Source organism: Enterobacter sp. YSU (genome assembly GCF_016082135.1).
Classification (GTDB): Bacteria; Pseudomonadota; Gammaproteobacteria; order Enterobacterales; family Enterobacteriaceae; genus Enterobacter; species Enterobacter hormaechei_C.
The window spans coordinates 3,640,444-3,667,412 of sequence record NZ_CP059487.1 but is presented as its reverse complement, the minus strand read 5'-3'; the positions used below and the strand labels follow the sequence as shown (position 1 = coordinate 3,667,412).

24 protein-coding genes are annotated in these 26,969 nt (G+C 58.0%); 6 read left to right on the top strand and 18 right to left on the bottom strand.

Annotated elements, in window-relative coordinates:
• Complete coding sequence (gene aspS, locus H2Z33_RS17660; protein WP_017384352.1) at nucleotides 1-1,773, bottom strand: aspartate--tRNA ligase; 1,773 nt, start codon at nucleotides 1,771-1,773, stop codon at nucleotides 1-3.
• Nucleotides 1,774-2,035: 262 nt separating this feature from the next.
• On the opposite strand from aspS, the gene H2Z33_RS17655 reads away from it, so the two are divergent.
• From H2Z33_RS17655 to cmoB, 5 genes are read left to right on the top strand one after another with little or no spacing between them, the layout of a single operon-like run.
• The gene (locus H2Z33_RS17655) at nucleotides 2,036-2,602 is read left to right on the top strand and encodes a hydrolase (protein ID WP_063134706.1); all 567 of its coding nucleotides are present in this window, start codon (nucleotides 2,036-2,038) and stop codon (nucleotides 2,600-2,602) included.
• Nucleotides 2,599-3,417 carry a DUF72 domain-containing protein gene (locus H2Z33_RS17650; protein ID WP_032669630.1) on the top strand — a complete coding sequence of 273 codons (819 nt, stop codon included), beginning with the start codon at nucleotides 2,599-2,601 and terminating at the stop codon, nucleotides 3,415-3,417. Before H2Z33_RS17655 ends, H2Z33_RS17650 begins: the two co-directional genes overlap by 4 nt.
• A 51-nt stretch (nucleotides 3,418-3,468) precedes the next feature.
• Complete coding sequence (locus tag H2Z33_RS17645) at nucleotides 3,469-3,864, top strand: MAPEG family protein (protein WP_003859737.1); 396 nt, start codon at nucleotides 3,469-3,471, stop codon at nucleotides 3,862-3,864.
• Nucleotides 3,865-3,904: 40 nt separating this feature from the next.
• Nucleotides 3,905-4,648: a carboxy-S-adenosyl-L-methionine synthase CmoA gene (gene cmoA / locus H2Z33_RS17640; RefSeq protein ID WP_003859735.1), complete on the top strand. Its 744-nt coding sequence runs from the start codon at nucleotides 3,905-3,907 to the stop codon at nucleotides 4,646-4,648.
• Nucleotides 4,645-5,616, top strand: a complete 972-nt coding sequence (cmoB, locus tag H2Z33_RS17635) for a tRNA 5-methoxyuridine(34)/uridine 5-oxyacetic acid(34) synthase CmoB (RefSeq protein WP_063134708.1) — start codon at nucleotides 4,645-4,647, stop codon at nucleotides 5,614-5,616. The genes cmoA and cmoB overlap by 4 nt, the downstream gene beginning before the upstream one ends.
• 174 nt (nucleotides 5,617-5,790) lie before the next feature.
• Here the strand turns inward: cmoB and cutC are convergent, their stop codons facing one another.
• Nucleotides 5,791-6,534, bottom strand: a complete 744-nt coding sequence (gene cutC, locus H2Z33_RS17630) for a copper homeostasis protein CutC (protein WP_063134709.1) — start codon at nucleotides 6,532-6,534, stop codon at nucleotides 5,791-5,793.
• Between the two features lie 78 nt (nucleotides 6,535-6,612).
• On the bottom strand, nucleotides 6,613-7,173 hold the full coding sequence (locus H2Z33_RS17625) for a VOC family protein (RefSeq protein WP_032648766.1): 561 nt from the start codon (nucleotides 7,171-7,173) through the stop codon (nucleotides 6,613-6,615).
• Between the two features lie 238 nt (nucleotides 7,174-7,411).
• Between H2Z33_RS17625 and argS the strand changes: the two genes are divergently transcribed.
• Nucleotides 7,412-9,145, top strand: coding sequence for an arginine--tRNA ligase (gene argS, locus H2Z33_RS17620; protein WP_063134710.1), 1,734 nt, complete (start codon nucleotides 7,412-7,414; stop codon nucleotides 9,143-9,145).
• Between the two features lie 34 nt (nucleotides 9,146-9,179).
• On the opposite strand, the gene H2Z33_RS17615 is transcribed toward argS, so the two are convergent.
• The 15 genes from H2Z33_RS17615 to H2Z33_RS17545 form a co-directional block, all read right to left on the bottom strand.
• Entirely contained in the window at nucleotides 9,180-10,319 is a 1,140-nt protein-coding gene (locus tag H2Z33_RS17615; RefSeq protein WP_026080697.1) for a glycoside hydrolase family 105 protein, read from the bottom strand.
• Between the two features lie 4 nt (nucleotides 10,320-10,323).
• On the bottom strand, nucleotides 10,324-11,907 hold the full coding sequence (locus H2Z33_RS17610; protein WP_063134711.1) for an MFS transporter: 1,584 nt from the start codon (nucleotides 11,905-11,907) through the stop codon (nucleotides 10,324-10,326).
• A gap of 260 nt (nucleotides 11,908-12,167) precedes the next feature.
• On the bottom strand, nucleotides 12,168-12,560 hold the full coding sequence (gene flhE, locus H2Z33_RS17605; protein ID WP_023303901.1) for a flagellar protein FlhE: 393 nt from the start codon (nucleotides 12,558-12,560) through the stop codon (nucleotides 12,168-12,170).
• The gene (gene flhA / locus H2Z33_RS17600) at nucleotides 12,560-14,638 is read right to left on the bottom strand and encodes a flagellar biosynthesis protein FlhA (RefSeq protein ID WP_003859723.1); all 2,079 of its coding nucleotides are present in this window, start codon (nucleotides 14,636-14,638) and stop codon (nucleotides 12,560-12,562) included. The genes flhE and flhA overlap by 1 nt, the downstream gene beginning before the upstream one ends.
• Nucleotides 14,631-15,779 carry a flagellar biosynthesis protein FlhB gene (flhB, locus tag H2Z33_RS17595; protein ID WP_017693236.1) on the bottom strand — a complete coding sequence of 383 codons (1,149 nt, stop codon included), beginning with the start codon at nucleotides 15,777-15,779 and terminating at the stop codon, nucleotides 14,631-14,633. The genes flhA and flhB overlap by 8 nt, the downstream gene beginning before the upstream one ends.
• A gap of 150 nt (nucleotides 15,780-15,929) precedes the next feature.
• Nucleotides 15,930-16,574 carry a protein phosphatase CheZ gene (cheZ, locus tag H2Z33_RS17590; protein WP_003859718.1) on the bottom strand — a complete coding sequence of 215 codons (645 nt, stop codon included), beginning with the start codon at nucleotides 16,572-16,574 and terminating at the stop codon, nucleotides 15,930-15,932.
• A 10-nt stretch (nucleotides 16,575-16,584) separates the two neighbouring features.
• Nucleotides 16,585-16,974, bottom strand: a complete 390-nt coding sequence (cheY, locus tag H2Z33_RS17585) for a chemotaxis response regulator CheY (protein WP_000763862.1) — start codon at nucleotides 16,972-16,974, stop codon at nucleotides 16,585-16,587.
• 17 nt (nucleotides 16,975-16,991) lie between these two features.
• The gene (locus H2Z33_RS17580; protein ID WP_014884341.1) at nucleotides 16,992-18,041 is read right to left on the bottom strand and encodes a protein-glutamate methylesterase/protein-glutamine glutaminase; all 1,050 of its coding nucleotides are present in this window, start codon (nucleotides 18,039-18,041) and stop codon (nucleotides 16,992-16,994) included.
• Nucleotides 18,038-18,904 (bottom strand): protein-glutamate O-methyltransferase CheR, encoded by an 867-nt coding sequence (gene cheR, locus H2Z33_RS17575; protein WP_017384409.1) that lies wholly within the window; start codon nucleotides 18,902-18,904, stop codon nucleotides 18,038-18,040. The genes H2Z33_RS17580 and cheR overlap by 4 nt, the downstream gene beginning before the upstream one ends.
• 19 nt (nucleotides 18,905-18,923) lie before the next feature.
• Complete coding sequence (tap, locus tag H2Z33_RS17570; protein ID WP_017693235.1) at nucleotides 18,924-20,525, bottom strand: methyl-accepting chemotaxis protein IV; 1,602 nt, start codon at nucleotides 20,523-20,525, stop codon at nucleotides 18,924-18,926.
• Between the two features lie 44 nt (nucleotides 20,526-20,569).
• Nucleotides 20,570-22,237 (bottom strand): methyl-accepting chemotaxis protein II, encoded by a 1,668-nt coding sequence (tar, locus tag H2Z33_RS17565; protein ID WP_063134712.1) that lies wholly within the window; start codon nucleotides 22,235-22,237, stop codon nucleotides 20,570-20,572.
• Nucleotides 22,238-22,322: 85 nt separating this feature from the next.
• A complete protein-coding gene (locus tag H2Z33_RS17560) occupies nucleotides 22,323-23,285 on the bottom strand; it encodes a spore coat protein U domain-containing protein (protein WP_017384412.1) in 963 nt (320 codons plus the stop codon).
• Complete coding sequence (locus tag H2Z33_RS17555) at nucleotides 23,282-25,666, bottom strand: fimbria/pilus outer membrane usher protein (protein WP_198091807.1); 2,385 nt, start codon at nucleotides 25,664-25,666, stop codon at nucleotides 23,282-23,284. The genes H2Z33_RS17560 and H2Z33_RS17555 overlap by 4 nt, the downstream gene beginning before the upstream one ends.
• A complete protein-coding gene (locus tag H2Z33_RS17550) occupies nucleotides 25,642-26,403 on the bottom strand; it encodes a molecular chaperone (protein WP_039270529.1) in 762 nt (253 codons plus the stop codon). Before H2Z33_RS17550 ends, H2Z33_RS17555 begins: the two co-directional genes overlap by 25 nt.
• Nucleotides 26,404-26,419: 16 nt before the next feature.
• Nucleotides 26,420-26,968 carry a spore coat U domain-containing protein gene (locus tag H2Z33_RS17545; protein ID WP_032669620.1) on the bottom strand — a complete coding sequence of 183 codons (549 nt, stop codon included), beginning with the start codon at nucleotides 26,966-26,968 and terminating at the stop codon, nucleotides 26,420-26,422.
• Nucleotide 26,969 lies beyond the last annotated feature (1 nt).

Here is a 26,969-nt window from a genome sequence, read left to right as displayed (position 1 = left end):
TCAGTTTTTCTCTTCCTTCTTCACCACTTCAATGCCCAGCTCAGCCAGCGCGGCCGGGTTGGCAAAGCTTGGCGCTTCAGTCATCAGACACGCCGCTGCGGTGGTTTTCGGGAAGGCGATCACATCACGGATGTTGTCGGTGCCGGTCAGCAGCATGGTCAGACGGTCAAGACCGAAGGCCAGACCCGCGTGCGGAGGGGTACCGTACTTCAGGGCGTCCAGCAGGAAGCCAAACTTCTCGCGCTGCTCCTGCTCGTTAATGCCCAGAATGCCGAACACGGTCTGCTGCATTTCACCGCTGTGAATACGCACGGAACCGCCGCCCACTTCGTAGCCGTTGATGACCATATCGTAGGCGTTTGCCACCGCGTCTTCCGGCGCTGCTTTCAGCTCTGCCGCCGTCATCTCTTTTGGCGAGGTGAACGGGTGGTGCATCGCGGTCAGGCCGCCTTCACCGTCGTCTTCGAACATCGGGAAGTCGATTACCCACAGCGGCGCCCATTTGCTTTCGTCGGTCAGGTTCAGGTCTTTGCCGAGCTTCAGACGCAGCGCGCCCATCGCATCCGCAACCACTTTCTTGTTGTCTGCGCCGAAGAAGATCATGTCGCCGTCCTGCGCGCCGGTGCGCTCAAGGATCGCTTCCACGATGTCCGCATTCAGGAATTTCGCCACCGGGCTGGTGATGCCTTCCAGACCTTTTGCACGCTCGGTTACTTTAATATAGGCCAGACCTTTCGCGCCGTAGATCTTGATGAAGTTGCCGTAGTCGTCAATCTGCTTACGGCTCAGGGCAGCACCGCCCGGAACGCGCAGGGCAGCCACGCGGCCTTTCGGATCGTTAGCCGGGCCAGCAAAGACCGCGAACTCAACGGCTTTCACCAGGTCTGCCACGTCCACCAGCTCCATCGGGTTACGCAGGTCTGGTTTGTCAGAACCGTAGCGACGCTCGGCTTCCGCGAAGGTCATGACAGGGAAATCGCCCAGCTCAACGCCTTTCACGTCGTTCCACAGGCTACGCACCAGGGCTTCCATCACCTCACGCACCTGCTCAGCGGTCATGAAGGAGGTTTCCACATCGATCTGGGTAAATTCTGGCTGACGGTCAGCGCGCAGGTCTTCGTCGCGGAAGCATTTCACGATCTGATAGTAGCGATCGAAGCCGGACATCATCAGCAGCTGTTTGAAAAGCTGTGGTGACTGCGGCAGCGCGTAGAATTTGCCTTTATGGACGCGAGATGGCACCAGGTAGTCGCGCGCGCCTTCCGGCGTGGCTTTGGTCAGCATCGGGGTTTCGATATCAAGGAAACCGTGGTCATCCATAAAACGGCGCACCAGGCTGGTGATTTTCGCACGGGTTTTCAGGCGCTGAGCCATTTCCGGGCGACGCAGATCCAGGTAGCGGTATTTCAGACGCGCTTCTTCGGTGTTGACGTGGTTGGAGTCCAGCGGCAACGCTTCCGCGCGGTTGATGATCGTCAGATCGGACGCCAGCACTTCGATAGCGCCGGTCGCCATGTCGGCGTTGACGTTTTTCTCGTCACGCGCACGCACGGTGCCCGTCACCTGAATGCAGAACTCATTGCGCAGCTCAGAAGCCAGCTTCAACGCATCAGCGCGATCCGGATCGAAGAACACCTGAACGATACCTTCGCGGTCACGCATATCAATAAAGATAAGGCTACCAAGATCGCGACGACGATTGACCCAACCACACAGGGTGACCTGCTGCCCGACGTGGGACTGACGCAGCTGCCCGCAATATTCTGTACGCATGAGATATCCCTTAATTAGCCGCAGGCTGATTGTCGCCTGTCTCGCAGGCTACGATGTCGCAGCTTTCTGTATGTCACAACTGGATGAAAAAAGGCGGCTATTATACTGGAAATTCTGCCGCACGATAAGAGCGAAGCACGGCCTGACGCGCGTTTGCTGAACTCTTATTGCCTATTCTCACAAAAATTAACAAAATTATCCGACCGATAACAGGCCATCACGTCGTAAGGTGTAGAAAAGCAATCATTTGACGGGAGTGACGATGTTTACACTTGATGCCACCAAAACCGCCCTTGTGGTCATTGATTTACAGGAAGGCATTCTGCCTTTTGCCGGTGGTCCGCACACCGCTGACGATGTGGTCAGCCGCGCTGCGCGCCTGGCAGAAAAATGCCGCGCCAGCGGCTCGCCTGTTGTTATGGTGCGCGTCGGCTGGTCCGCTGATTTCGCCGAAGCGTTAAAGCAGCCGGTTGATGCCAAGGCCCCGGCGCAGGCGCTGCCGGACAACTGGTGGACATATCCTGTCTCGCTCGGTAAACGCGACAGCGATATAGAAGTCACCAAACGCCAGTGGGGCGCATTCTACGGCACCGACCTGGAGCTCCAGCTGCGCCGTCGCGGGATCGACACTATTATTCTGTGCGGGATCTCCACCAACATCGGTGTGGAATCCACCGCCCGTAACGCCTGGGAGCTGGGCTTTAACCTGGTGATCGCGGAAGATGCGTGCAGCGCAGCCTCTGCGGATCAGCACCAGGGCAGCATGACCCATATCTTCCCGCGTATCGGTCGCGTGCGCAGCACGGATGAGATCCTCAACGCGCTATGATGTACGTGGGCCTGCCCCAGTGGTCGCACCCGAAATGGGTGCGCCTGGGTATTACCAGCCTTGAAGAGTATGCCCGACACTTTAACTGCGTTGAGGGCAATACCACGCTGTACGCTCTGCCCCGCGCGGAGATCGTCGAACGCTGGCGCGAGCAAACCACCGACGACTTCCGCTTTTGCTTTAAATTCCCGGCGACCATCTCTCACAACGCCGCGCTGCGCAACTGCGATGATTTAACCCACGAGTTTTTCACCCGGATGTCGCCTCTGGCCAACCGTATTGGCCAGTACTGGCTCCAGCTTCCCGCCACGTTTGGCCCGCGCGACCTGCCTGCCCTCTGGCAGTTTCTCGACGCCCTGCCGCATGGCTTCACCTACGGCGTAGAAGTAAGGCATCCGGAATTCTTTGCCAAGGGCGACGTGGAGAAAGCGCTCAATCGCGGCCTGCATGAACGATCGGTCAACCGCGTGATCCTCGACAGCCGCCCCGTACATAGCGCAATCCCGCACAGCGAAGCCGTTGTTGATGCCCAGCGAAAAAAACCGAAAGTGCCCGTCCACGCGATCGTAACGGCACAGAACCCGATGGTCCGGTTTATCGGCAGCGATAACATGCAGCAAAATGAGGAGATGTTCGCCGTCTGGCTGCAAACGCTGGCGAAATGGGAGCACACCACCACGCCGTACCTTTTTTTACATACGCCGGATATCGCACAGGCGCCTGAACTGGTCGATGCTCTCTGGCAGGCCTTGCAGCAGGCGGTTCCGTCGGTTGGCCCCGCGCCGTCCATCCCACAACAATCTTCTCTTTTCTGAAATCACCCCCTATCATAGAGACGTGCCATCTGCCAAAAACAGGGAGTTAGTATGGTCAGCGCGCTGTATGCGGTGTTAGGTGCATTACTGCTGATTAAGTTTTCATTTGATGTTGTGCGCCTGAGAATGCAGTACCGCGTCTCGTACGGTGACGGGGGCTTTTCTGAGCTACAAAGCGCAATCCGCATCCACGGCAACGCGGTCGAGTACATTCCCGTCGCGTTAATTTTACTGCTGTTAATGGAGATGGATGGCGCAGAAACCTGGATGGTGCACGTCTGTGGGCTGCTGCTGATAGCTGGGCGTTTGATGCATTATTATGGTTTTCACCACCGCCTGATCCGCTGGCGTCGTTCTGGCATGAGCGCGACCTGGTGCTCGCTTTTGCTGATGGTGCTGGCTAACCTTTGGTATATGCCGTGGGAGTTGGTTTTCTCCTTCCATTAGCGCACAATATGCCCCTTTATTTTTCCCGGATTTTTACGTTATGTCAGATCGCGACACGCTTTTTTCCGCGCCTATCGCCAGCCTGGGCGACTGGACCTTTGATGAACGGGTAGCCGAAGTCTTCCCGGATATGATCCAGCGCTCTGTTCCCGGTTATTCCAATATTATCTCCATGATCGGCATGCTGGCGGAGCGTTTTGTTCAACCCGGCACGCAGGTCTATGACCTGGGCTGTTCGCTGGGAGCGGCAACGCTGTCCATTCGTCGTAACGTTCATCACGAAGGCTGCAAGATTGTGGCTGTCGATAACTCACCGGCCATGGTCGAACGCTGCCGTCGCCACATTGACGCGTATAAAGCCCCTACGCCTGTGGAGGTGGTAGAAGGCGATATCCGCGATATCGACATCCAGAACGCCTCGATGGTGGTACTGAACTTTACCCTTCAGTTCCTGGTGCCGGACGATCGTCAGCGGTTGCTGGATAAAATTTATCAGGGCCTGAACCCGGGCGGCGCGCTGGTATTGTCTGAGAAATTCAGCTTTGAAGACGCCAGCGTGGGCGAACTGCTGTTCAACATGCACCATGATTTCAAGCGTGCAAATGGCTACAGCGAGCTGGAGATCAGCCAGAAGCGCAGCATGCTTGAAAACGTCATGCTGACGGATTCCGTAGAAACCCACAAAGCGCGCCTGCGCAAAGCCGGATTTGAACACAGCGAACTGTGGTTCCAGTGCTTTAACTTTGGTTCTCTGGTGGCGCTTAAAGCCGGAGACGCAGCATGATCGAGTTCGGTAATTTCTATCAGCTGATTGCCAAAAACCACCTTTCCCACTGGCTGGAAACCCTGCCTGCGCAAATTGCCACCTGGCAGCGCGATCAGCAGCATGGTCTGTTGAAGCAGTGGTCCAACGCCGTGGAGTTTCTGCCTGAACTGACGCCTCATCGTCTGGATTTACTGCACAGCGTGACGGCGGAGAGCGAAGAGCCGCTCCCGGCCGGGCAGATCAACCGCATCGAAACGCTGATGCGTAACCTGATGCCGTGGCGCAAAGGGCCGTTCTCGCTGTACGGCGTAAACATCAACACCGAGTGGCGTTCCGACTGGAAGTGGGATCGCGTTCTGCCGCATTTATCCGACCTGACCGGGCGCACCATTCTGGACGTGGGCTGCGGTAGCGGCTATCACATGTGGCGCATGATCGGCGCAGGCGCGCATCTGGCCGTCGGTATCGATCCGATGCAGCTGTTCCTGTGCCAGTTTGAAGCGGTGCGTAAGCTGCTGGGTAACGACCAGCGTGCGCACCTGCTGCCGCTGGGTATCGAGCAACTCCCTGCCCTGAAAGCGTTTGATACCGTTTTCTCGATGGGCGTGCTGTACCACCGTCGTTCCCCGCTGGAGCATCTCTGGCAGTTGAAAGATCAGCTGGTCAGCGGCGGCGAACTGGTGCTGGAAACGCTGGTCATCGAAGGCGATGAACATGCCGTTCTGGTGCCGGGCGATCGCTATGCGCAGATGCGCAACGTTTACTTCATCCCTTCCGCGCTGGCGCTGAAGAACTGGCTGGAGAAATGTGGATTTGTCGATGTACGCATCGCCGATGTGTGCGTGACGTCAGTTGAGGAACAGCGCCGCACCGACTGGATGATCACCGAATCGCTGGAGCAATTCCTCGCCCCGGACGATCACAGTAAAACCATCGAAGGCTATCCGGCCCCGATGCGTGCGGTATTGATTGCGACCAAGCCGTAGCCTTTAGCCGGGTGGCGGCTGCGCCTTACCCGGCCTACGCGTGATTTCGTAGGCCCGGTAAGCGCAGCGCCACCGGGCAAAAAAGAAAAAAAGGCCCCTGTGTAATTTGCAGGGGCCTGGTACAAGCAAGCATCATATTGGGCGACATGATGCGCGGTAAAAATCGGTACGTTGCTACACGTGATGACGTTCAATCAACGATTTCATTACCGCAACCGACTCTCCATCCACACCGTAGCGCGAGTACTCATCCGCTTCAGCATCCGTCGACATTGACAACCCTGTATTGCGATAACGCATGGGTGAAGGTATCCATTTACCCGCCGAGCTGTGCAGCTCTTCCACCCCTGCGTTTAAAAACAGTTCCAGATTGCTGGCGCGTACTCCTGCGCCCGCCATGATTATTGGAACACCGGAATGTGCTTTTAGTTCCGTAATTAATTTCAGTCCTTTTTCAGCCGAGGACTGCTGGCCCGACGTCAGAACGCGCGCCACGCCCATTTCTGCCAGCGTATCAAAGGCTTGTATCGGATCCTGACACATTTCGAACGCACGATGAAAAGTGACCGCCATCCCCCGGGCGGCGCGCATGACCTGACGCATACGCGGAAGATCGATGTTGCCGTCTTCGTCCAGCATACCGATCACCAGCCCCGGAAAACCGGAATCACGGACGAGGGCGATATCCTCAAGCATGGCACTGAACTCACCCGCCGTATAACAAAAATCACCGCCGCGCGGGCGAATAATCGGGTGCACCGGAATGGTGATGGCCTGGCGGGCTGATTTCAGCACGCCAAAGGACGGGGTTAATCCCCCTTCTTTAGGTGCCGCGCAAAGCTCGATGCGATCGGCCCCGTGCCGTTGCGCAGTGACGGCACACTCCACGCTGTAACAACAAATTTCCAGCAGCGCCATGTCATCCTCCTTAAATTTCACTCAACGTACCATCGTGGCACGTTGCCCGATTGGTGTCTGGATCGACGCTCACAATGCTTACGCTTCGCTGGCGACGATCTGCTCGATAGTCCAGGGATGGAATTTCACCGTCACGTTGCCGTCCGTTACGGCAAGCGTAGGGTTCGGTAAGCGTTCGCGCTCCCCTTTTGGCGAGCTGGTTTTGACGAAAATACCCGGCTGGCTTAACCCCTCGTCGGAAAGCAGCGCCAGCGAACGGGCGTTCAGCGTCTCGGGCTCCCCAGGCAGAACAATTTCGATATGCTCCCAGCCTTCGTGCGGATAACGCTTCTCTCCTGGCCAGGGCAGTTCCACAACGGTGAATTGCCAGTGCGCCACCGTTACCGGCGCGTGAAGTTTGAACAGGCAGATCGGGCGACCGTTAATGATATTCTCCGACAGCAGTTCTCCACACTGCTCAAAGCCACGCCGCCAGCGTTCGGCGGTGGCATTCTGGTGGCAGCGCAAAGAGATGTGATCGGCCTCAAGCGGCGCGATATCCAGCCCGAGACGGGTGGCAAGTTCTGTGAACGCCTGAGTGAAGCGCGGTAAATCTGCGGAAATATCATGCAGTTCGTCAATGGTATGCCAGTTCGCCATAGGTCAGTCTCGTTTCGTGTCGCAAAGCCGCTAATTTACTCTGTTGCCCTCTGTCGACCAACCGCAGAATCACGGTTTTTTCGACTGCATGATTATGCATACCGTCTTCGCCTGGATTCTGAGCGATCTTCGCCCCCCGCAGGGCTGACGCCCGAAGGCATTTGCAGTATACTCCCGCCCTAAATTCTTAAACTGGCGTGGGTGTTTTTTACCCGCATCAAAAACGTAAGGTATCCAGGTGAATATTCAGGCTCTTCTCTCAGAAAAAGTCAGTCAGGCACTGATTGCCGCAGGTGCGCCTGCGGATTGCGAACCACAGGTTCGTCAGTCAGCGAAAGTACTGTTTGGCGACTATCAGGCTAATGGCGTGATGGCAGTGGCTAAAAAACTGGGCATGCCGCCGCGACAGCTCGCTGAGCAGGTACTGACGCATCTGGATCTCACCGGCATCGCCAGCAAAACCGAAATCGCCGGTCCAGGCTTTATCAACATTTTCCTTGAGCCTGCATTCCTCGCAAGCCACGTTGACGCGGCGCTGAAGTCTGACCGTCTGGGCGTGGCTCAGCCAGAAGCGCAGACCGTGGTGGTTGACTACTCCGCGCCAAACGTGGCGAAAGAGATGCACGTCGGTCACCTGCGCTCCACCATCATCGGTGACGCGGCGGTGCGTACCCTGGAGTTCCTTGGTCACAAGGTGATCCGCGCTAACCACGTAGGCGACTGGGGCACGCAGTTCGGCATGCTGATCGCGTATCTGGAAAAGCAGCAGCAGGAAAACGCAGGCGAAATGGCGCTGGCAGACCTGGAAGGTTTCTACCGTGAAGCCAAAAAGCACTATGACGAAGATGAAGCCTTCGCCGAGCGCGCGCGCAGCTACGTGGTGAAACTTCAAGGCGGCGACCCGTACTTCCTCGAGATGTGGCGCAGGCTGGTGGATATTACCATGTCCCAGAATCAGCTCACCTATAACCGTCTGAACGTGACCCTGACCCGTGACGACGTGATGGGTGAAAGCCTGTATAACCCGATGCTGCCAGGCATTGTGGCGGACCTGAAAGCTAAAAATCTGGCGGTGGAAAGCGAAGGCGCAACGGTGGTGTTCCTTGATGAGTATAAAAACAAGGAAGGCGAACCGATGGGTGTGATCGTCCAGAAAAAGGATGGCGGCTATCTCTACACCACCACCGACATCGCCTGTGCGAAATACCGTTACGAAACCCTGCATGCGGATCGCGTGCTGTATTACATCGACTCCCGTCAGCACCAGCACCTGATGCAGGCGTGGACTATCGTGCGTAAAGCGGGTTATGTGCCGGATTCCGTGCCGCTGGAACATCACATGTTCGGCATGATGCTGGGTAAAGACGGTAAGCCGTTCAAAACCCGTGCGGGCGGCACCGTGAAGCTTTCCGATCTGCTGGATGAAGCGCTGGAACGCGCGCGTCGCCTGGTGGCCGAGAAGAACCCGGATATGCCTGCTGACGAGCTGGAGAAACTGGCTAACGCGGTTGGGATCGGCGCGGTGAAATACGCGGATCTCTCCAAGAACCGTACCACCGACTATATCTTCGACTGGGACAACATGCTGGCGTTTGAAGGCAACACGGCGCCATATATGCAGTACGCTTATACCCGCGTACTCTCCGTCTTCCGTAAAGCCAATATCGACGAAAGCGTGCTGGCGAATGCCACGGTGACCCTTACCGAAGATCGTGAAGCACAGCTGGCTGCCCGCCTGCTTCAGTTCGAAGAGACGCTCTCCGTGGTCGCGCGTGACGGTACGCCGCACGTTATGTGTGCTTACCTGTACGATCTGGCCGGTCTGTTCTCTGGCTTCTACGAACACTGCCCTATCCTCTCTGCCGAGAGCGAAGCGGTGCGTCACAGCCGCCTGAAGCTGGCGCAGCTGACGGCGAAGACACTGAAGCTCGGTCTGGATACCCTGGGTATCGAAACCGTAGAACGTATGTAAAAAAGAAACCCGGCGAGCGCCGGGTTTTTTATTATCAGAAATATTTCCGCAAATATTCCGTCAGACACAGAATCGCCATTGCCTGGCCATACGGCATCGAGGTCAGCGGTATCTGGCGGTAAAACGCCAGATCGCTCCCCATCCCCGTCCCGAAGGACGTTTGCAGCAGCTCCCCTTCCGGCGAGATGTTTTGCACGATGCCGCGAATCGCTTTCTCCGCCACCTCTGCGTACTCTGCGCCGACATAACGCTTGCGCACGGCTTTCAGAATGCCGTAGGCAAACCCTGCCGTGGCCGACGCCTCCAGATAAGAATCAGGATCGTCCAGCAGCGTATGCCACAATCCGCTCTCGTCCTGACATTTTGCCAGTGCGGCGATCTGCGCGTTCAGTACCTGCACCAGATAGCGACGAACGGCGTTGTTTTCCGGCAGATCCACCAGCTCGAGGAAATCCGGGATCACGATGGTCAGCCAGCTGTTGCCGCGCGCCCAGCGAGCCCGGGCAAAGTTGTGATTGCCGTCGTAATTCCAGCCGTGGAACCACAGTCCGGTCTCCCGATCCATCAGGTTCTGTACGTGGAGCAGGAACTGATAGATCGCCTCCTCGACGTACTCCGGCTTGTTCAGCAGCTTGCCGATTTTCGCCAGCGGCAGCACCGTCATCATCAGCGTGTCATCCCACATCTGCTGATGGTTCTCTTCCGCCAGGGTGATGTGCTGCATGCCGCCATGTTCGGTGCGCGGCATCTCATTCATCGCCCATTCCGCCCAGCTTTCCAGCCACGGCAGCCAGGCAGGGTTTTTGGTCTCTTCGTAGCGATACGCCAGCGTCAGGAACGGCGACATGGTATTCACGTTTTTGGTGGTTGCGCCTTCAGCGAAACGGTCAGCAAACCAGCTGTCGATAATCTCGCGCATGCCTTCGTCACCGGTCTGGCAGTAATACTGCCAGATACCGTATAAACCGACGCCGTGGGTCCATTCCCATCCGGCCCAGCCTTTGGTGTCGATCACGCGCCCGTCGTCCAGCCGCAGCAAAAACTCACCCGTTTTGTCGTGGATATTGACCAGGTTATGCGTCACCTTTTGAATCAGCGATTTCAGCTCATCCCTGGCGATAAAGCGCTCAGGCTGACGCAGTAACGGGCTATGTTTGACAGGCCAAACTTTCATCATCTTAACCTCTGTTGTATGTCGAATTCAGTACCGCGCGATCCTTCAGCGAAGGGGCCGCCGGCTTATTGCGATTCAGATAACCGATGTTGTTGTTGCCCCACAGGGATTCATACGGCATACCGGCCAGCATCTCCACGGTAGCGCGGGCCTGCGGGGTCACCGCCTCTGGCATCGCATGGCCGGACTCGCGCATTTTCGCGGTCTCTTCACGCAGGGTGCTGTGAGTCTGCAAATTGAGTTTGAAGCGCAGGGAGACAAGGAAGCCGCAGAACAGCACCAGAATAGTGCCAACGCTCAGGATCATAAGAATGGTGTGGCTCACTTCCGCAGGCTGCACTTTTTGCCCGCTGACAAAGCCCGACATCTGCATCACGATCCCCACCAGCATCACCGCACCGGCCTGAGACGCTTTACGGGTCAGCGTCATGATGCCCGCGAAGATCCCTTCGCGACGCTGACCGGTGATCACTTCGTCCACGTCAGCAATGTAGGTGTAGGTATTCAACGGTACGTAGTTGATACCCCCGCGGCCAAGACCGGCAACCGCAGAGATCAGCAGCAGCAGAGCGTAAACGTCGCTCAGGCCCGCGTAATAAAGCACCGCGTAAGAGAGCGAGGCCAGACCAAACAGCACGACCACCATGCGGTAAGACGGCGCAGGTCCGAAGCGAATGCACAGCGGGATCATGCCGATCACGGCGAGGAACTGGAAGATGGCCATCGTGCCCAGCAGGTTGGACGCCATTGACGCCTCCTGCATCAGCACAAATACCACGTAATAGGTGAACACCGCATTAAAGACATCCTGTGCGATGTAGCCGCCAAGGTACATCCCCAGATGCTGCCGGAAAATCTTGATGCGCAGCGTCGAACTTAATTCGACAAAAAGACGGTTCAGGCTCTGGCCCAGGGTCAGCTTTTTCTTCTCTTCCTCGGCACGCAGGGCCGCTTCAGACCACTCTTCCCGCGGACGCTCCCAGGTGAAGAACCAGACGAAAGTAAGCATCAGCGCGCAGAGTACGGAGAAGACCAGGCTTGCATAGAAGAAGGAGATCGCGTTGTCTTTGCCGAAATGCGTGAGCAGGATCCCCGGCAGGAAGGAGGCCAGAATGGCGGACATCTGCGCCATAGAGATACGCGCCCCGGAGAATTTTGTTTTCTGTTTGAAATCGTCCGTCATCTCCGGCACCAGCGTTTCGTACGGCACCAGGATCATGGTGTAGACGATATCAAAGATCAGATAGGTCAGCAGGTAGTACCAGAAACTCATGTCCCCTACCCACATCAGCGAGTAGCTGAAAACGCAGGGAATACCGAGCAGGATGAAGAACTTACGACGGCCAAAACGCTTGCCCAGCCAGGTGGTGCCAAAGTTATCGGTCAAAAAGCCCATTAACGGGCTGACAACCGCATCCAGCACCCTTGCGGCAGCGAAGATAAAGGTTGCTTCAATCGGTGTGAGTCCACAGAAGGTGGTATAAAAATACAAAAGCCAGGCGGCCGTCAGGGCGGTAGTCCCCGCCCCGAGGAAGTCCCCTGACCCGTAAGCAAAATAATTTGCGAGTCCAATTTTACGTGTTTTCATTGCCGTCAACCCTAATCAGTTTTGGGAGACTCCCTGTAAGCAACCTCGTCCGGGAGTTTTTACACGGCTACAGTAAAAGTATCGACCTGTTGATACCTTTCTGTTTCTGCCATCACAAAGTGGTGAATGGCAAAAACGCAAAGAGTGTCAATACGCGTGTCACTGATTTATAAAACAGCGTTTCTTTTGTATCAAAAGGGAAGGTCATTTTTGCGAGCCAGCCTTCAGAAATGCCTGGAGACTGGCGAAAAGGCGGGCAGTTAGCGGTAGTTGACGAGCACCTCGTTGCGCTGAACCTTCAGCGCCGGGATCAGACGTCCACCGCCTGGCACTTCCCAGATAAAGCGTAAAGGCTCCTGAGCAGACACCCCGTTGAAGGCCTGGGTAGTGCCACGTTGACCCTCAATTTCCGCGCAGCGGGTCAGCGAGCACAGCCGCACCCGCAACCCGGCCGGTGTGGGTCCCGTCAGGGTGTAATTCCAGGCCACCAGCGTCATCTGCCCGGACACGGGCTCAGAGGCGGACAGCGGACGGGAGGAGATCGACTCACCCCGATGGTTGAGCGTCAAGCCGATACTGCTGGCCTGCCATGCCCCCTCGCCTGCGGCCTGCGCCGCCAGCGGGAAAAGTAAGATCCACAGCCACTTACGCATTATTTCCCTCCTATGGTCGCCGTCATGCGAATATTGCGGTTATCGGACAGCTCCATATTCGACAGCACTACCAGCTGGTTCAGGCTCCGGCGCAGGAAGCGCGACAGCAACGGACGCAGCGCGTGATTTACCAGCAGCACCGGCGGCGCGCCCAGCATCTCCTGACGCGCCAGCGCCTCCTGGGTTTGCGCCAGTAATCTGTCCGCCAGACCCGGCTCCAGCCCGCCACCGCCCTGCAACGCCTGAAGCAGCAGACGTTCCAGCGGCGTGTCCAGGCCAATGACCTGCACTTCGCCGGTTCCCGGGAACCATTGCTGGGTAATGGCGCGTCCAAGCGCCACGCGCACCACCGCCGTCAGTTCGTGCGGATCGCTTTGCAGCGGCGCATGTTCGGCCAGCGTCTCAAGGATGGTACGCATATCGCGAATGGGCACCTTCTCATCGAGCAGATTTTGCAGCACTTTGTGCAGGGTGGTTAAGGTCAGTACGCCCGGCACCAAATCTTCGGTCAGCTTCGGCATCTCCTGCGTTACGCGGTCGAGCAGCTGCTGCGCCTCCTGACGTCCAAACAGTTCCGCGGAGAACTGGCCAATCAGGTGGTTGAGGTGCGTTGCCACCACGGTACTGGCCTCAACGACCGTGTAACCCTGAATCTGGGCCTGCTCTTTCAGGGCGCTCTCAATCCAGATTGCCGCCAGACCAAAGGCCGGGTCGGTCGTCTGCTCACCCGGCAACGTGCCTGCGGCGGTGCCCGGGTTAATCGCCAGCCAGCGGCCGGGGTACGCATCACCGCTGCCGATTTCCACCCCTTTCATCAGGATGCGGTAGCGCGCGGGCGGGAGATCCATATTGTCCCGGATGTGGACCACCGGCGGCAGGAAGCCCATATCCTGGGCGAATTTTTTACGAATGCTGCGGATACGGCCAAGCAGCTCACCATCCTGCTGGAAATCCACCATCGGGATCAGGCGGTACCCCACTTCCATCCCCAGCGAATCTTCGAGCTGTACGTCGTTCCAGGTGGCTTCCACCGCCTGGGTGTTCTCAGGCATTTTGACCGGCGCAGGCTCTGCCTTAGGCTGCGTTTCCCGGCCACGCATCCACCAGGCAAGCCCCAGCAGCGCAGCGGTGAACAGCAGGAATACCAGGTTTGGCATGCCCGGCACCATACCGAGCAGGCCCAGCACCGCCGCGGAGAGCAGCATAACGCGCGGGTTGCTGAAGAGCTGCCCCACCATCTGCTCGCCCACGTCCTGATCGGTACTGACGCGAGTCACAATCACGCCCGCCGCGGTGGAGATCACCAGCGCCGGGATCTGCGCCACCAGACCGTCACCAATGGTCAGCAGCGTATAGCTTTCCGCCGCGTGGCCCATGTCCATGCCGTGTTGCAGCACGCCGACGAGCAGGCCGCCGACGACGTTAATCACCATGATCAGAATGCCCGCGATGGCGTCACCGCGCACAAACTTACTCGCACCGTCCATGGAGCCGTAGAAATCTGCCTCCTGGGTCACTTCGGCACGGCGTTTTTTCGCTTCATCTTCCGCGATCAGCCCGGCATTCAGGTCGGCGTCGATGGCCATCTGCTTGCCCGGCATCCCGTCGAGCACGAAGCGCGCGCCCACTTCAGCGATACGCCCCGCCCCTTTAGTGATAACCATGAAGTTGATAATCACCAGAATGACGAACACCACGATACCGATGGCGAAGTTGCCGCCCACCAGGAAGTGACCGAAGGCTTCGACCACCTTGCCCGCCGCCGCCGCGCCGGTGTGCCCTTCCATCAGGATGATACGCGTGGAGGCAACGTTCAGCGCCAGGCGCAGCAGCGTGGTGAACAGCAGGATCGTTGGAAACGCGGCGAACTCCAGCGTGCGCTGGGTGAACATCGCCACCAGCAACACCATGATGGACAACGCAATGTTGAAGGTGAAAAGCAGGTCGAGGATAAATGCCGGTAACGGCAGCACCATCATCGACAGAATTAGCAGGATCAGAATCGGTCCGGCAAGGATCTGCCATTGCGTCGATTTCAGGTTGCCGGGCAGGCGCAACATTGCCACCAGATTAGCCATCAGTGTCCTTCTCGTTCAAAAAATCCAGTGCTTCAGGCACCGGAAGGTTCTCAGGTTTTACAGGTCGTTGACCGCCCGCTAAACGCCAGCGTTTCAGTTGCCACACCCAGGCCAGCACCTCTGCGACAGCGGCGTAGAGCTGGCCCGGGATCTGTTGTCCAATTTCCGCGTGGCGATACAGCGCGCGAGCCAGCGGCGGTGCTTCCAGGATCGGCACACGGTTTTCCGTGGCGATTTCACGAATGCGCAGCGCAATCAGCCCGGCCCCTTTCGCCACCACTTTCGGCGCGCTCATTTTGTTTTCGTCGTACTGAAGCGCCACGGAGTAGTGAGTCGGGTTGGTGACGATGACGTCGGCTTTCGGCACATCTTCCATCATGCGCCGACGCGCGGCGGCGCGCTGCATCTGGCGGATACGGCCCTTAACGTGCGGGTCGCCTTCCATCTGCTTATATTCATCGCGGATGTCCTGACGCGACATTCGCAGCTTTTTGATATGGGAATAGATCTGGAAGATAACGTCGAACGCCACCATCGGAATAATGCTGAGTACCACCAGCAGCGAGCATAACCCGACCAGGTTCAGGGCATTCTTCATCGCCGTCATCGGGGACTCGCTGATCAGGCGCATCATCTCCGGCCAGTGGTGCCACAAAAAAAACCCGGCGGTACTGCCCATAAGAAGCGATTTCAGGATCGCTTTAAGAAGCTCAGCCCCGGTTTGCGCGGAAAACATTTTCGCAATGCCGGGGAACGGATTGAGCTTAGAGAATTTCGGTTGCAGCGATTTTCCGCTGAACACCAGGCCACCGAGCATGACCGGCGAAACCAGGGCCACGATGACCACGCCCGCGATCAGCGGCAGCAAGGCGAGCATCGCGCTTTTCACAAGGTTGATGATCTGAATGAGGATCAGATTGGGGTCATTGACCATGCTGTGATCAAAACGTAAGCCAGCCGAGAGCATTCCCGCCAGTCTGCGGGCAAGCATCTCCCCGCCCCACCAGATTATGCAGACGCCCACCACCAGGATCAGCAGGGATGTCAGCTCTCGGGATCGGGGGATCTGCCCATCCTCACGGGCTTTTTCAAGTCGGTGGGGTGTGGGGGCTTCTGTTTTGTCGTCGTTCTCTTCTGCCACTGTGCCTGCTCGCAGCCCATTAATTCACGGGTATCATGCCAGCGCAGAGAAAATCCAATGGCGGGAAAAGCCCGTTTATTCGGGCTCTTTTCGCTGTTTTTGTTCTGAGCTGCCTCAGGCCGCGTTAACGACCTGAGGCAGAACGGGCAATCAGAAACCAAGACTGTCCAGCAGATCGTCCACCTGATCCTGGCTTGCCACCACGCCCGCTTTGCTGGTGTCAAGCTGTGGACCATTGAGCAGGCTTTCGTTCTCGCGTTTCGGACGGGCAGCCGGTTCCGGTATGTTCTCCAGCAGCACCATCAGCAGCTGACGTTCAATCTCCTGAATCACATCCATCATGCGCTTGATCACCTGGCCGGTGAGGTCCTGGAAATCCTGCGCCATCATGATGTCCAGCAGCTGGGCATTGGTGAAGCTGGTGTGGCCCGGCACGTCACCCAGGTACTGACGGGTATCCGTTACCAGTTCGCGGGCATCCGCCAGCTCAATAGGGTTCTCAAACCACTCATCCCAGCGTTTGCTCAGCGCTTTCGCCCCCTTCTCCATCGCATCCTGGTGCGGCTGCGAGGCTTCAACGCTGTTCAGCGCACGCTCGGCCGCCTGCGCGGTCATCTGTACGACGTAGTCCAGACGGTCGCGCGCGTCAGGGATGGCTTCCGCCGCTTCGGCGATAGCCTGGTCCAGCCCCAGCTCACGCAGGCTGTCGCGCAGCATGCGGGTCAGGCTACCAATGCGGGCAATAATGTCGCTCGGCGAATGTTCTTCAACGGGTTTCATAGCAGGTTGCAACATATCCATCACCTCACATGCCGAGTTTCTCGAAGATCTTCCCGAGCTTCTCTTCCAGAGTCGCCGCGGTGAATGGCTTCACCACGTAGCCGCTTGCGCCCGCCTGTGCAGCGGCAATAATGTTCTCTTTCTTCGCTTCTGCGGTCACCATCAGCACCGGCAAAGAGGCCATGCCCGCATCCGCGCGGATGGTTTTCAGCAGTTCGAGACCGTCCATGTTCGGCATGTTCCAGTCGGAAATCACAAAACCAAACCCGCCAGCCTGGAGTTTGTTCAGCGCATCCACCCCGTCTTCTGCTTCTTCAACATTGTTGAAGCCCAGCTCTTTCAGCAGGTTGCGCACAATGCGACGCATGGTGGAAAAGTCATCCACAACCAAAAACTTAAGCTCTTTATCCGCCATAAAATAATACTCCTGAGTCAAATACGTATTGCCTGTCCGGCACTGATTTTCGCCAGCATCTGCTGGCTTACCTGGCTAAGATCGACCACTTCGCTTACGCCACCCATATTGATGGCCTCGCGCGGCATGCCGAACACCACACAACTTGCTTCATTCTGCGCAATCGTCCAGGCGCCAGCCTGGTGCATCGCAAGCATTCCGGCGGCGCCGTCGTTGCCCATTCCCGTCAGGATCACCCCAACGGCGTTGCGCCCCGCATGTTTCGCCACCGAATGAAACAGCACATCCACCGACGGACGGTGCCGGTTAACCGGCGGCCCGTCATGAATTTTGATTTGATAGTTCGCCCCGCTGCGCGCCAGCTCCATGTGCTTGTCACCCGGGGCGATATAGGCGTGACCCGGCAGCACGCGCTCGCCGTCTTCCGCCTCTTTCACGCTGATCTGGCACAGCTTATTCAGGCGCTCCGCGAACGAACGGGTAAACCCTGGCGGCATATGTTGCGTGATCAGAATACCCGGGCTTGAGAGCGGCAATGGCTGGAGTACATGGCGAATTGCCTCTGTTCCTCCGGTTGACGCCCCAATGACCAGCAACTTTTCCGAGCTGAGTAACGGCCCTGCCTTCAGGGTTGCCGGAGCTGCCATCGGCTTGTGGGCCGCGAGTTTTGCGCGCGACGCGGTACGGATTTTCTCGGCGATCATCTCGCTGTACGCCAGCATCCCCTCGCGAATGCCGAGCTGCGGCTTGGTGACAAAATCCACCGCCCCCAGCTCCAGCGCGCGCAGGGTGATTTCTGAACCTTTACCGGTCAGAGATGACACCATCACCACCGGCATCGGGCGCAGGCGCATTAATTTTTCCAGGAAATCGATGCCATCCATGCGCGGCATTTCAACATCCAGCGTCAGCACGTCGGGGTTATATTTTTTGATTAAATCCCGCGCGACCAGCGGATCGGGCGCTGTCGCCACCATCTCCATATCGCTGTGGCTATTGATGATTTCGGTCATGATCTGACGCATTAGCGCTGAATCATCGACAGACAATACCCTGATTTTACTCATGCTTTTTCCTTACTCAGCGCATAAACCGTTTGCCCACGCAGGCTAAACTCACGCACGAGGTTGCTGAAGTTTTCCGAGTGCCCGGCAAACAGTAAACCGTCAGGCTTGAGCAACGGAACAAAGCGACGCAGGATGTCCTGCTGCGTCGTTTTATCAAAATAGATCATCACGTTACGGCAAAAAATGGCGTCGAATGGCCCCGGCACGTTGTACTGCTTATCCAGTAAATTAACGGGAGCAAATTCCACGCAGTTCGCCAGCTCCTGGCGTACGCGCACCAGTCCTTCATGCGGGCCGGTACCGCGCATGAAGTAACGCTGTAGCTGCTGAGGAGACAGCGTTTTAAGCTCATCCTGGCGATAAACGCCGTTACGGGCTTTTTCCAGCACTTCGGTATCGATGTCGCTGGCGTACACTTTCCAGCGGCCCGGCGCCATGCCCAGGGTGTCCGCCAGGGTGATGGCCAGCGAGTACGGCTCTTCCCCGGTAGAGGCCGCAGCACTCCAGACGCGATACTCTCCGCTACGGCGACGGGCGTGTTCCGCCAGCACCGGGAAGTGATGCGCCTCGCGGAAAAACGCGGTCAGGTTGGTGGTTAATGAGTTGATAAATGCCTGCCATTCGGCGCTGTTCTGGTTCGCTTCGAGCATGCTCAGATAGCGGCCAAAATCATCCAGCCCCAGCGTACGCAAGCGCCGCACCAGCCGGTTGTAGACCATGTCTCGCTTATGGTCCGCAAGCACGATCCCCGCACGCTGGTAGATTAACTGACATATCCGACGAAAATGCGCGTCGGACAGCGCGAGGCGCTGTGTCATCTGCAACAATAATGACGTTTGCCCTGAGGGCATGGGTGATGTCATAGCGCCTTCTTAATCACATTCAGGATACAACGGGCACGGCCTGTGACCGTCCGACTTCTGTTACTGCTTCAACGTGCTCTTTCACATTAAATACGGCGACCAACCCGGTAAGGTGATCCGCCTGGTTTGCCAGCTGATCGGTAGCCGCCGCCGCCTCTTCCACCAGTGAGGCGTTCTGCTGCGTAACCTGATCCATCTGTGTAACGGCCTGCGCCACCTGCTCAATACCACGGCGTTGTTCATCAGACGCCGAGGCAATCTCGCCCATAATGTCGTTAACCCGCGTCACGGAGGTGACAATCTCGTGCATGGTCTGCGCGGCGGTATCCACCAGCGCGGAGCCCTGCTGAACGCGGGAGACCGACTCTTCTATCAGCCCTTTGATCTCTTTCGCCGCATTGGCGCTGCGGCTGGCGAGGTTTCGGACTTCACCGGCAACCACCGCGAACCCGCGCCCCTGCTCCCCGGCACGCGCCGCTTCAACGGCCGCGTTCAGCGCCAGAATATTGGTCTGGAACGCGATACCGTCGATGACGCTGATAATGTCGCCAATTTTCTGCGAGCTGGCGGCAATCTCCTGCATCGTGCTGGCGACGTGAGAGGCCTGATCGCCCCCACGTTTCGCCGTCATCGCCGCCTGTTTTGACAAGTCGGACGCCTGACGCGCGTTATCGGCGTTCTGGCTTACCGTCGCGGTCAGCTGCTCCATGCTGGCCGCCGTCTGCGCCAGCGATGCCGCCTGCTGTTCGGTGCGGGATGAGAGATCGTTATTGCCTGCCGCAATCTCGGAGATCCCGGTATGCATGGCGTAACTGCCCTGGCGAACGTTGCTTACCGTTTCCCGCAGCGACCCCTGCATCGCCTTCAGGCTGGCGAAAATCGCTGATATTTCATTCCTGCCATACACGGCCACCGGACGCGCCAGATCGCCCTTCGCCATACTGTCGAAGTGGCTGCTGACGATGGCCAGCGGCTGGACGATCATTTTGCGCGACCACCACAGCGAGCCGCCGGTCAGCAGGGCGGCCAGGATCACCATGGTAAGGAAAATCGCCCCTGACATGCGGTAGCTGGTACGGCTGTCCGCACCGGCACGCGCCACAAACTGGTTAATATCCTGCTGCCAGGCGTTAAAGCTGCCGTCGAACGCCGCCTGAGACGCCTGCACCGGCGCGGTCAGGAAGTCGGAAAGCTGGTTGTTCTCCAGCCACGTCGCCTGATGGTCGAGATCGCCGTACCACACATCAAAGGTCTTTTTCATGGCGACTTTCAGCGCTTTCTCTTTCTCACTGACCGCCTCCTGCGCCGTAAAGGCCTTAAACTGCGCGTCGGCCTGCTTCAGGCTGCTGCGGGCCACGACCATCAGCGCCTTAATATCCTCCGGCGGATAGCTCAGCGCGGTTAACGTCCCTGCTTTGTTCAGCGCAGTGCTTGCCTGCAACAGCACGGCACGCGTTTGTGCCAGTGCGGAGCGCTGCTGATTACTCGTCTCAACTTCCTGCAAATTCTGATAGCCATCGCGAAACGCCCAGAAAGACAACCCGTTACTGCCAACCTGCAAAACCCCACACAGGATCAGAATCAAAAACAGTGTGGTCGAGATACGAATACGATTTAACATCCACGCTCCCATCAAGCGGCAAGCAGCCGCGGTTTAATTGTCAGTCAAAATGTTTCCCAGTTTTCATCTTGTCCGGTCACCGCTGCGCGCGTACGTGTTGTCACGGGCGCCGGGGTTGCTTCGCTGTACGCCGACCGCGAGCTGACCGTATTTGTCGTTTTTGAAGTAAGACGGAACGCCGAGACGGCCATTTTCAGGCGGCTCGCCTGGTCCTCCAGCGCAGCGGCCGCGGCAGCGGACTCCTGCACCAGGGCAGCGTTTTGCTGCGTCACACGATCCATTTCCGATACCGCCAGGGCGACCTGGTCAATACCACGACTCTGCTCATCCGATGCAGAGGCAATTTCACCCATGATGTCCGTCACGCGCGTCACGGCATTCACGATGTCATTCATGGTTTCACCCGCACTTTCCACCAGCACCGAGCCGGTATCCACGCGTGAAATAGAGTCTTCAATCAGGGCTTTGATCTCTTTCGCCGCATTGGCGCTGCGGCTGGCGAGGTTACGCACTTCGCCGGCGACCACGGCAAACCCGCGCCCCTGCTCGCCCGCACGCGCCGCTTCAACGGCCGCGTTCAGCGCCAGGATATTGGTCTGGAAGGCGATACCGTCGATTACGCTGATTATGTCGGCGATTTTCTTCGAGCTGTCGGCAATGTCATGCATGGTTTTCACCACGCCGTCGACCACCCGACCGCCGCGCTGGGCGGTGTCGGACGCGCTCTCTGCAAGCTGCGACGCCTGGCGGGCATTGTCGGCATTCTGCTTCACGGTCGCGGTGAGCTGCTCCATGCTGGCCGCCGTCTCTTCCAGAGCGGATGCCTGCTGTTCGGTACGGGACGAGAGATCGTTGTTGCCCATCGCGATTTCACTCGTGCCGGTATAGATGGCATCCGCCCCCTCGCGCACGTTGGCGACGGTATCAATCAGCGAACGCTGCATATGGTCGACGCTGGTTGCCAGCTCGGTGATCTCATTGCGCCCAGAAACAGTCAGCGTTTTCGTGAGATCGCCCCGGCCAATATCACGGATATGGGCAATGACGCGGCCAAGCGGGTGAAGAAGGATATGACGAATGCCGTACCACACGGCCACCAGTACGATGACCAGCGCGAGGGCGAGAACCGCCATCTGCCATTTAGCGAAACGGTAGTCGTTCTGGCTTTGCGTGAACGCGGAGTGATAAAGCTCGCCGCTGGCTTTAGCGTACTCGCCGAGCGCCGCGCCGAGGGCGTTCTGCATTCCCTGGGTCGGCTGCGCGAAATAGGCGTCCATATTACCCTTCTCCAGGAACTGCACCAGCTCCGTGAGGCCGGCGAAGTAGGCCTGATATTTTTCATCTATGTTCGCGCTCGCCTGCGCCATTGCCGGCTGAGGGGCGATTTTTTTGAAGGCGTCGTAATGTTTCGCCGCGTCTGCCAGCGTGGCGCGCGCATTCTTCAGCAGTTCCGTTTTTGCGCTGCTCTGCTGGTTATTTGGGTCCATCATCATGCGGGCAGACGAGCGGCTCAGGTTGATACGCGTCTGCAACATCAGATCCCAGGTCGTGGTCAGTTCGCTTTGCTGCATTCGCAAATCGTTCGAGGCCGCGAAGCTGTCCTGGTTCTGTTTTAACGACGAGAAAAAGAGGCCGCCAGAAGTAAGCTGAAGAAGTGCGAAAATGACCAGCACCATCATAAGCATTGTGACAACGCGGATACGGTTCAACATACAACACCTTCTCATAGATTTATTAACGGTGTTATCGGCACAGGCCACAGGAACTTTACATTTGCGAAAGGGAAAAGCGCGGGAGTCAGAATGCGACGTCGACAATCAGCGTGTCGGTGTAGGTTCCGGCAGGCGGCGTGGCCTGGCTGGTCAGAACTTTGGCGGTGTAGTTGTAGGTACGTAAAAGCCCGTCCGTACTGACCTGTGATGAGCTGGCGCTGGCCCAGCGCTCGCTGCCGCTGCTACCCCAGCGGTTGCTGGTCGCCTCTTTGTAGATGTCGTAACTCATGAAGTTGCTGCCGCTGACCATACGACGCACGTTGTTCAGGGCATTTGCCCCATTATTAATGCCTATGGTGTAGGTGCTGCCTTTGGTGCAGGTGACGGCAACCGACTGTGAAACGGTGGGAAAATTTTGCACCAGCGGCGCGCTGTTAAAATTCACGTCCGGCGTGGTCATGGTGCTGCAATCGTTGGTGACGGTCATGTTGAGGAGGATCGAGGTGGTTGCCGTGCCGGTTTGCGGGGTCAGGCACGCTCCGACCGCGCCAACGGCGCACACGTTGTAGTTAATGCTGAACGTTAACAACACCTGATACGGCCCGGCGGTGACGTTCTGCCCCATTACGGTCCGGAAATAAAGGGGAATGTTGTAGCGCCTTGAACCCAGCAGCCCGAGCAGCGTGTTTCCGCTCCAGGTATAGGCTTTGCTGATTTGTATTTCACTGTTTCCGCCGCAGCCGGACGCCCCGCACAGCCGCGCAGGGATGACATCGGTAATAGCCGCGTTGTCCGTACGCTTCATGGTCGCCCGGCTATTCGCGAAGACGGATGCCGAGGTGTAATTCAGCGTCACCGAGTCGTTGGTTAACAGGTTGAGAACGGTATCGCAGGTCACCACCAGCGTGCCCGTCGTTTCCACTTCCCCGGTGCCGCTGAGTGCGAACGAGGTGACGCTGCCAAACGAGGCATTCACCGTACTGACGGTACAGGCCGCCCAGCTGCCGCCGGAGCACAGCAGCAGGAGCGCGATTAACAGGCGTCTCACGGCGCCTCCCGACAGGTCAGCGGACCGTAGGTTTGCAGCTTATGTTCAGGGTTTGCGCCAACGGTCAGCGTTGCCGTACAGCGTTTACCCTCCGGGGTGGTAACCTCGAGCGGATTCACGTCATTGAGGTTTTCCAGCCAGGCGAGGCCGTCGTAGCCGACAACCGCGCTGCTGCGGGACGCGCGTCTGACCTGGCTTCCTACCGGGATCGCATTGCTCTGCGCATCGCGCAGGATCACGCTGGCAACCCGCTCCTGCTCCATCGGGAAATCCACCAGATAACCGTTATGCCGACGAATCGCCACCCGACGCTCGGTCTCTTTCAGCCGGGTATCCGCAGGTAAGTTCAGGGTATCGATGCGGTAACTTGCCGGGTAATAGGCGGAAACGCCGCTCACCAGCAGATAGCCTTTGTTATTGGTTTTTCCGACCGGCTGGTTTTCGTAGCTGACGGGAACATCCGGATGTCCGTCGGTGCTGATCACCACAAACGCATCGTTGATTTTGTTCGCCGCAAACAGCTCACCGTCCATCAGCACGACAGAGCCCATCGCCTCGCCCCACCAGGTCATCATGCCCTTCTCACCGTAGCCGCCGCCCTGTAGCTCCACGTTGTTATTCCGCCAGCCGAGCGTGGCCTGCTGATAGTTACTCGACCGCGACTGGTTGGCCCAGGCCATGTTCCAGCTAAAGCCGCCGTCTGAAGGCATCGAGTGGTTGTAGTTAATGCGTTGAGTGCTGCCTGCGTCAGGGGTATTTTCAAAGGTGACGGCGGCGCTGTCACGTTCGCCGAGGGGAACCTGCAACGACAGCGCAACCGTCCAGTCGCCCCGCTGCTGGTCACGGCTGGCAGCCAGATAAATACTGCTTGAGCCCCACAGATTACGGCTCCAGGAGAGGTTGAGCAGCTCAGTTTTCTGGCTGTCAAAACTCTCAACGCCGATCCACGCCGCGCCGATATTGCCGTATCCGCCGAGGTTAAAGGTTAAAGAATACTGGTCGGTATTGCGGCTCAGGCTGGCAACGGGGTTATCATTTTCATCATAAACGGTGGGCTGATCGTACAGGGCGAGATTGCCAAAACCACGATCACGTCGGGTATGCTGGGTCGCTACGCTAAACTCGCTGGTGTTGTATTGATAGCCCCAGTTTATCTGGCCGCCGCTATCGCCGCGCATGCGGCTTTGGGTCCACGAGGTATTTACCACGCCAAAACGCCCGAGCTTCAGTACCGTGCCCGCGCCGCCAAGCGCCAGCGACTCCGCCCCTTCCGCATGCCCCTCCAGCGTCAGCCAGTCGGTCACCCCGTAGCGGTACGATCCGCTGCCCGCCGCCGGGCCATAGTCAAAATTCTCAATACCGTAGTTACGCCGCAGGCTGCCCAGCGTCACGGCGCCGTCGCTTAACCCCTGCTTAAGCAGATCGCTGCTGACATAAAACGGCAGCGTGGTACTCACCTGACGACCCAGCGCATCAGTGGTAACCAGTACTGCATCGCCAGCACCGTTGATATACGGCAGATTGGTGAGGGTAAACGGCCCCGGCTGAAGGCGGGTGGAGCCGGAACGGTAGCCGTTAATAAAGAGATCGACCGAGGTCGGGACAGCCGCCTCGCCGGAAAACGCCGGCAGCGGCCAGGTCACCAGATCCGGACGCAGGCAGAAGTCGCGCCCGTAGCTGATCCCGCCCATGCGCACGCTGGTGCTCCAGCTCAGCGCATCGCTGATGACGTCCCCGGCGGACCAGGTGGTGGCATCCTCTTCGTTGGTGATCAGTAAGGTAGAGTCATAACGCACGTACCCTTCCTGCTGCCCGCTGTTACCGGTGAAATTCTGCCGGGCGTAACCCGTCGATGAAAATGAATAATCCTCATTGAAATAGCGGAACTCGTGCCATACCGATGCCTGGCCGCCCGTGTGTTCGGAATGGTTGGTATAAACGTCGTAATTGAGCAGCGCGCCGCGGCCATAGTGCGGCTTGCTTTGCATGCTCTGTTCGCTGAACGGCGTGATCCGCGCCGCGACCCAGTCCCGGGGGACCGTCAGCAACAGGCGCTGGGCCGTACTGTCGTACTCTGCGCGTACCGACGTAAGCGTCGAGAGATTCACCTCTCCGGCTGGCACATGCGCGGGCGGCAGCCCGGCGCGGAGCAAATCGGCGCCCGAAATAAACCAGGCGCCCTCACGCTGCGTCACCGGCACCACCAGACCCGTGTCATAGTGGTTCAGCACCAGGACGAGCTGAAATACTGCTTCGCCGTTCATCGTCCGTGCATCCGGCGGCGGCGGTAAACTGTCGTCGCCGGTTTCGGCAAAGGCGCTGGTACTGACGCAAAGCAGGATCATCATCGCCGGTTTCAGTTGACGGGCGTCGATTGCCATTGCGTATCCCTGGCATTAATTTGCGCGCTCATCCGGTTCGGCTGATAAATCCCTGCCGGAAGCGGCCAGCTTCGGGTGCTGCCTGGCAGCACATAACCCAGCAGCCCCTCGGCAACCGTGCGTTTTTGCCCGCCCTGCTCAACCGTAACCTGGCTGAGCCGGACGTGCACATCCCCCTGATTACGGACCTGAAGCGCGGGTTTCCCCCCTTCCTGAACGACCCGCCAGCTCAGCTGTTGAGTATTCGCCAGCGCGTGGTGCGCCCCTTCGTTGAGGGTGGGGATCCCCTGCCCATAAACAAATAAGGGAATGGAATAGCGCATTTGCAGTTTGAGGCCCATGGACGGTTCCGCTTTGGCATCCGGCTGGGGAATTTCATCCACAATAATGCGGTAGGCCTGCTCAACCCCCGACGGGATTGTCCCCTGCTTGATCAGGCGAATAAGCTGTTTACTGCCTTTGGCGATGGTCACGATCGGCGGGCTGGCGACCACATCCTGCTGGGCGGTGTAACGCTCATATCCTCCCTCCTGCTTCCAGCGCACAATACGCACCTGCATTGTCGTGGCGCTGTTGCCCTGATTCTGGATCCACAATTCAGTTGCTCTGGCCTCTGCCGAAAGCCACGGATCGATGGGCCACAAAAGAATGGTTGCCGCTGCCTGCGCCTGGCCCGCTGCCAGAGCCGTTGCCCCCAACAGACCCACCAGGCCTGATCGCCTGAAAAATGGCTTCATCGATGTTCTCCCTTTCCTACCATGATAAGGTCACGGTGAGTTGATCTGAATATGTTCCCGGCAGGCTAAACCCCGTCAGGAGCGCGACGCCAAAAAGAGGCAGCGCGATGTTATTGCTGTTGGTATAGGTAATCGGTATGGCCTGGTTAACCCCAATTTCGCTGTTCGCCGCCAGAGAGCTGCTGCTGTAAAGCCGGTAACCAACAACTTCGGTCCCACCTGAACGCGTCATCCGTCGCACCGAGCTGTAATTCTGGCCGCCGTCAATGCTCATGCTCAGCGCCACGCCCGGCGTGCAGGCGATGGACAACGCACCGTCGGCGACAAAGCTGGTGCTGACCGGCGTGTTGTCCACGCCGTTACGGGTTCCAAAATCCAGCGTCCCAAAGCGCCCGCCCGTGCCGGTACTCACCGAGCACCCTGGTACTACCGTCGCGCTCACCCTGAAGGACTGGGAGGTCACCGCTCTGGCGTCGCAGTTCATCATCAGCCCGACGATCAGGGCCAAAAAAGGGTGCACGACGCCCTCTGCGCTTTCGCGCAGACATAAACACAATGCCTTCATG

Coding starts and splice junctions, on each gene's coding strand:
- aspS (WP_017384352.1), bottom strand. CDS start 1,773: ATGCGTACAGAATATTGCGGGCAGCTGCGTCAGTCCCACGTCGGGCAG.
- H2Z33_RS17655 (WP_063134706.1), top strand. CDS start 2,036: ATGTTTACACTTGATGCCACCAAAACCGCCCTTGTGGTCATTGATTTA.
- H2Z33_RS17650 (WP_032669630.1), top strand. CDS start 2,599: ATGATGTACGTGGGCCTGCCCCAGTGGTCGCACCCGAAATGGGTGCGC.
- H2Z33_RS17645 (WP_003859737.1), top strand. CDS start 3,469: ATGGTCAGCGCGCTGTATGCGGTGTTAGGTGCATTACTGCTGATTAAG.
- cmoA (WP_003859735.1), top strand. CDS start 3,905: ATGTCAGATCGCGACACGCTTTTTTCCGCGCCTATCGCCAGCCTGGGC.
- cmoB (WP_063134708.1), top strand. CDS start 4,645: ATGATCGAGTTCGGTAATTTCTATCAGCTGATTGCCAAAAACCACCTT.
- cutC (WP_063134709.1), bottom strand. CDS start 6,534: ATGGCGCTGCTGGAAATTTGTTGTTACAGCGTGGAGTGTGCCGTCACT.
- H2Z33_RS17625 (WP_032648766.1), bottom strand. CDS start 7,173: ATGGCGAACTGGCATACCATTGACGAACTGCATGATATTTCCGCAGAT.
- H2Z33_RS17615 (WP_026080697.1), bottom strand. CDS start 10,319: ATGAAAGTTTGGCCTGTCAAACATAGCCCGTTACTGCGTCAGCCTGAG.
- H2Z33_RS17610 (WP_063134711.1), bottom strand. CDS start 11,907: ATGAAAACACGTAAAATTGGACTCGCAAATTATTTTGCTTACGGGTCA.
- flhE (WP_023303901.1), bottom strand. CDS start 12,560: ATGCGTAAGTGGCTGTGGATCTTACTTTTCCCGCTGGCGGCGCAGGCC.
- flhA (WP_003859723.1), bottom strand. CDS start 14,638: ATGGCTAATCTGGTGGCAATGTTGCGCCTGCCCGGCAACCTGAAATCG.
- cheZ (WP_003859718.1), bottom strand. CDS start 16,574: ATGTTGCAACCTGCTATGAAACCCGTTGAAGAACATTCGCCGAGCGAC.
- cheY (WP_000763862.1), bottom strand. CDS start 16,974: ATGGCGGATAAAGAGCTTAAGTTTTTGGTTGTGGATGACTTTTCCACC.
- H2Z33_RS17580 (WP_014884341.1), bottom strand. CDS start 18,041: ATGAGTAAAATCAGGGTATTGTCTGTCGATGATTCAGCGCTAATGCGT.
- cheR (WP_017384409.1), bottom strand. CDS start 18,904: ATGACATCACCCATGCCCTCAGGGCAAACGTCATTATTGTTGCAGATG.
- tap (WP_017693235.1), bottom strand. CDS start 20,525: ATGTTAAATCGTATTCGTATCTCGACCACACTGTTTTTGATTCTGATC.
- tar (WP_063134712.1), bottom strand. CDS start 22,237: ATGTTGAACCGTATCCGCGTTGTCACAATGCTTATGATGGTGCTGGTC.
- H2Z33_RS17555 (WP_198091807.1), bottom strand. CDS start 25,666: ATGGCAATCGACGCCCGTCAACTGAAACCGGCGATGATGATCCTGCTT.
- H2Z33_RS17550 (WP_039270529.1), bottom strand. CDS start 26,403: ATGAAGCCATTTTTCAGGCGATCAGGCCTGGTGGGTCTGTTGGGGGCA.
- H2Z33_RS17545 (WP_032669620.1), bottom strand. CDS start 26,968: ATGAAGGCATTGTGTTTATGTCTGCGCGAAAGCGCAGAGGGCGTCGTG.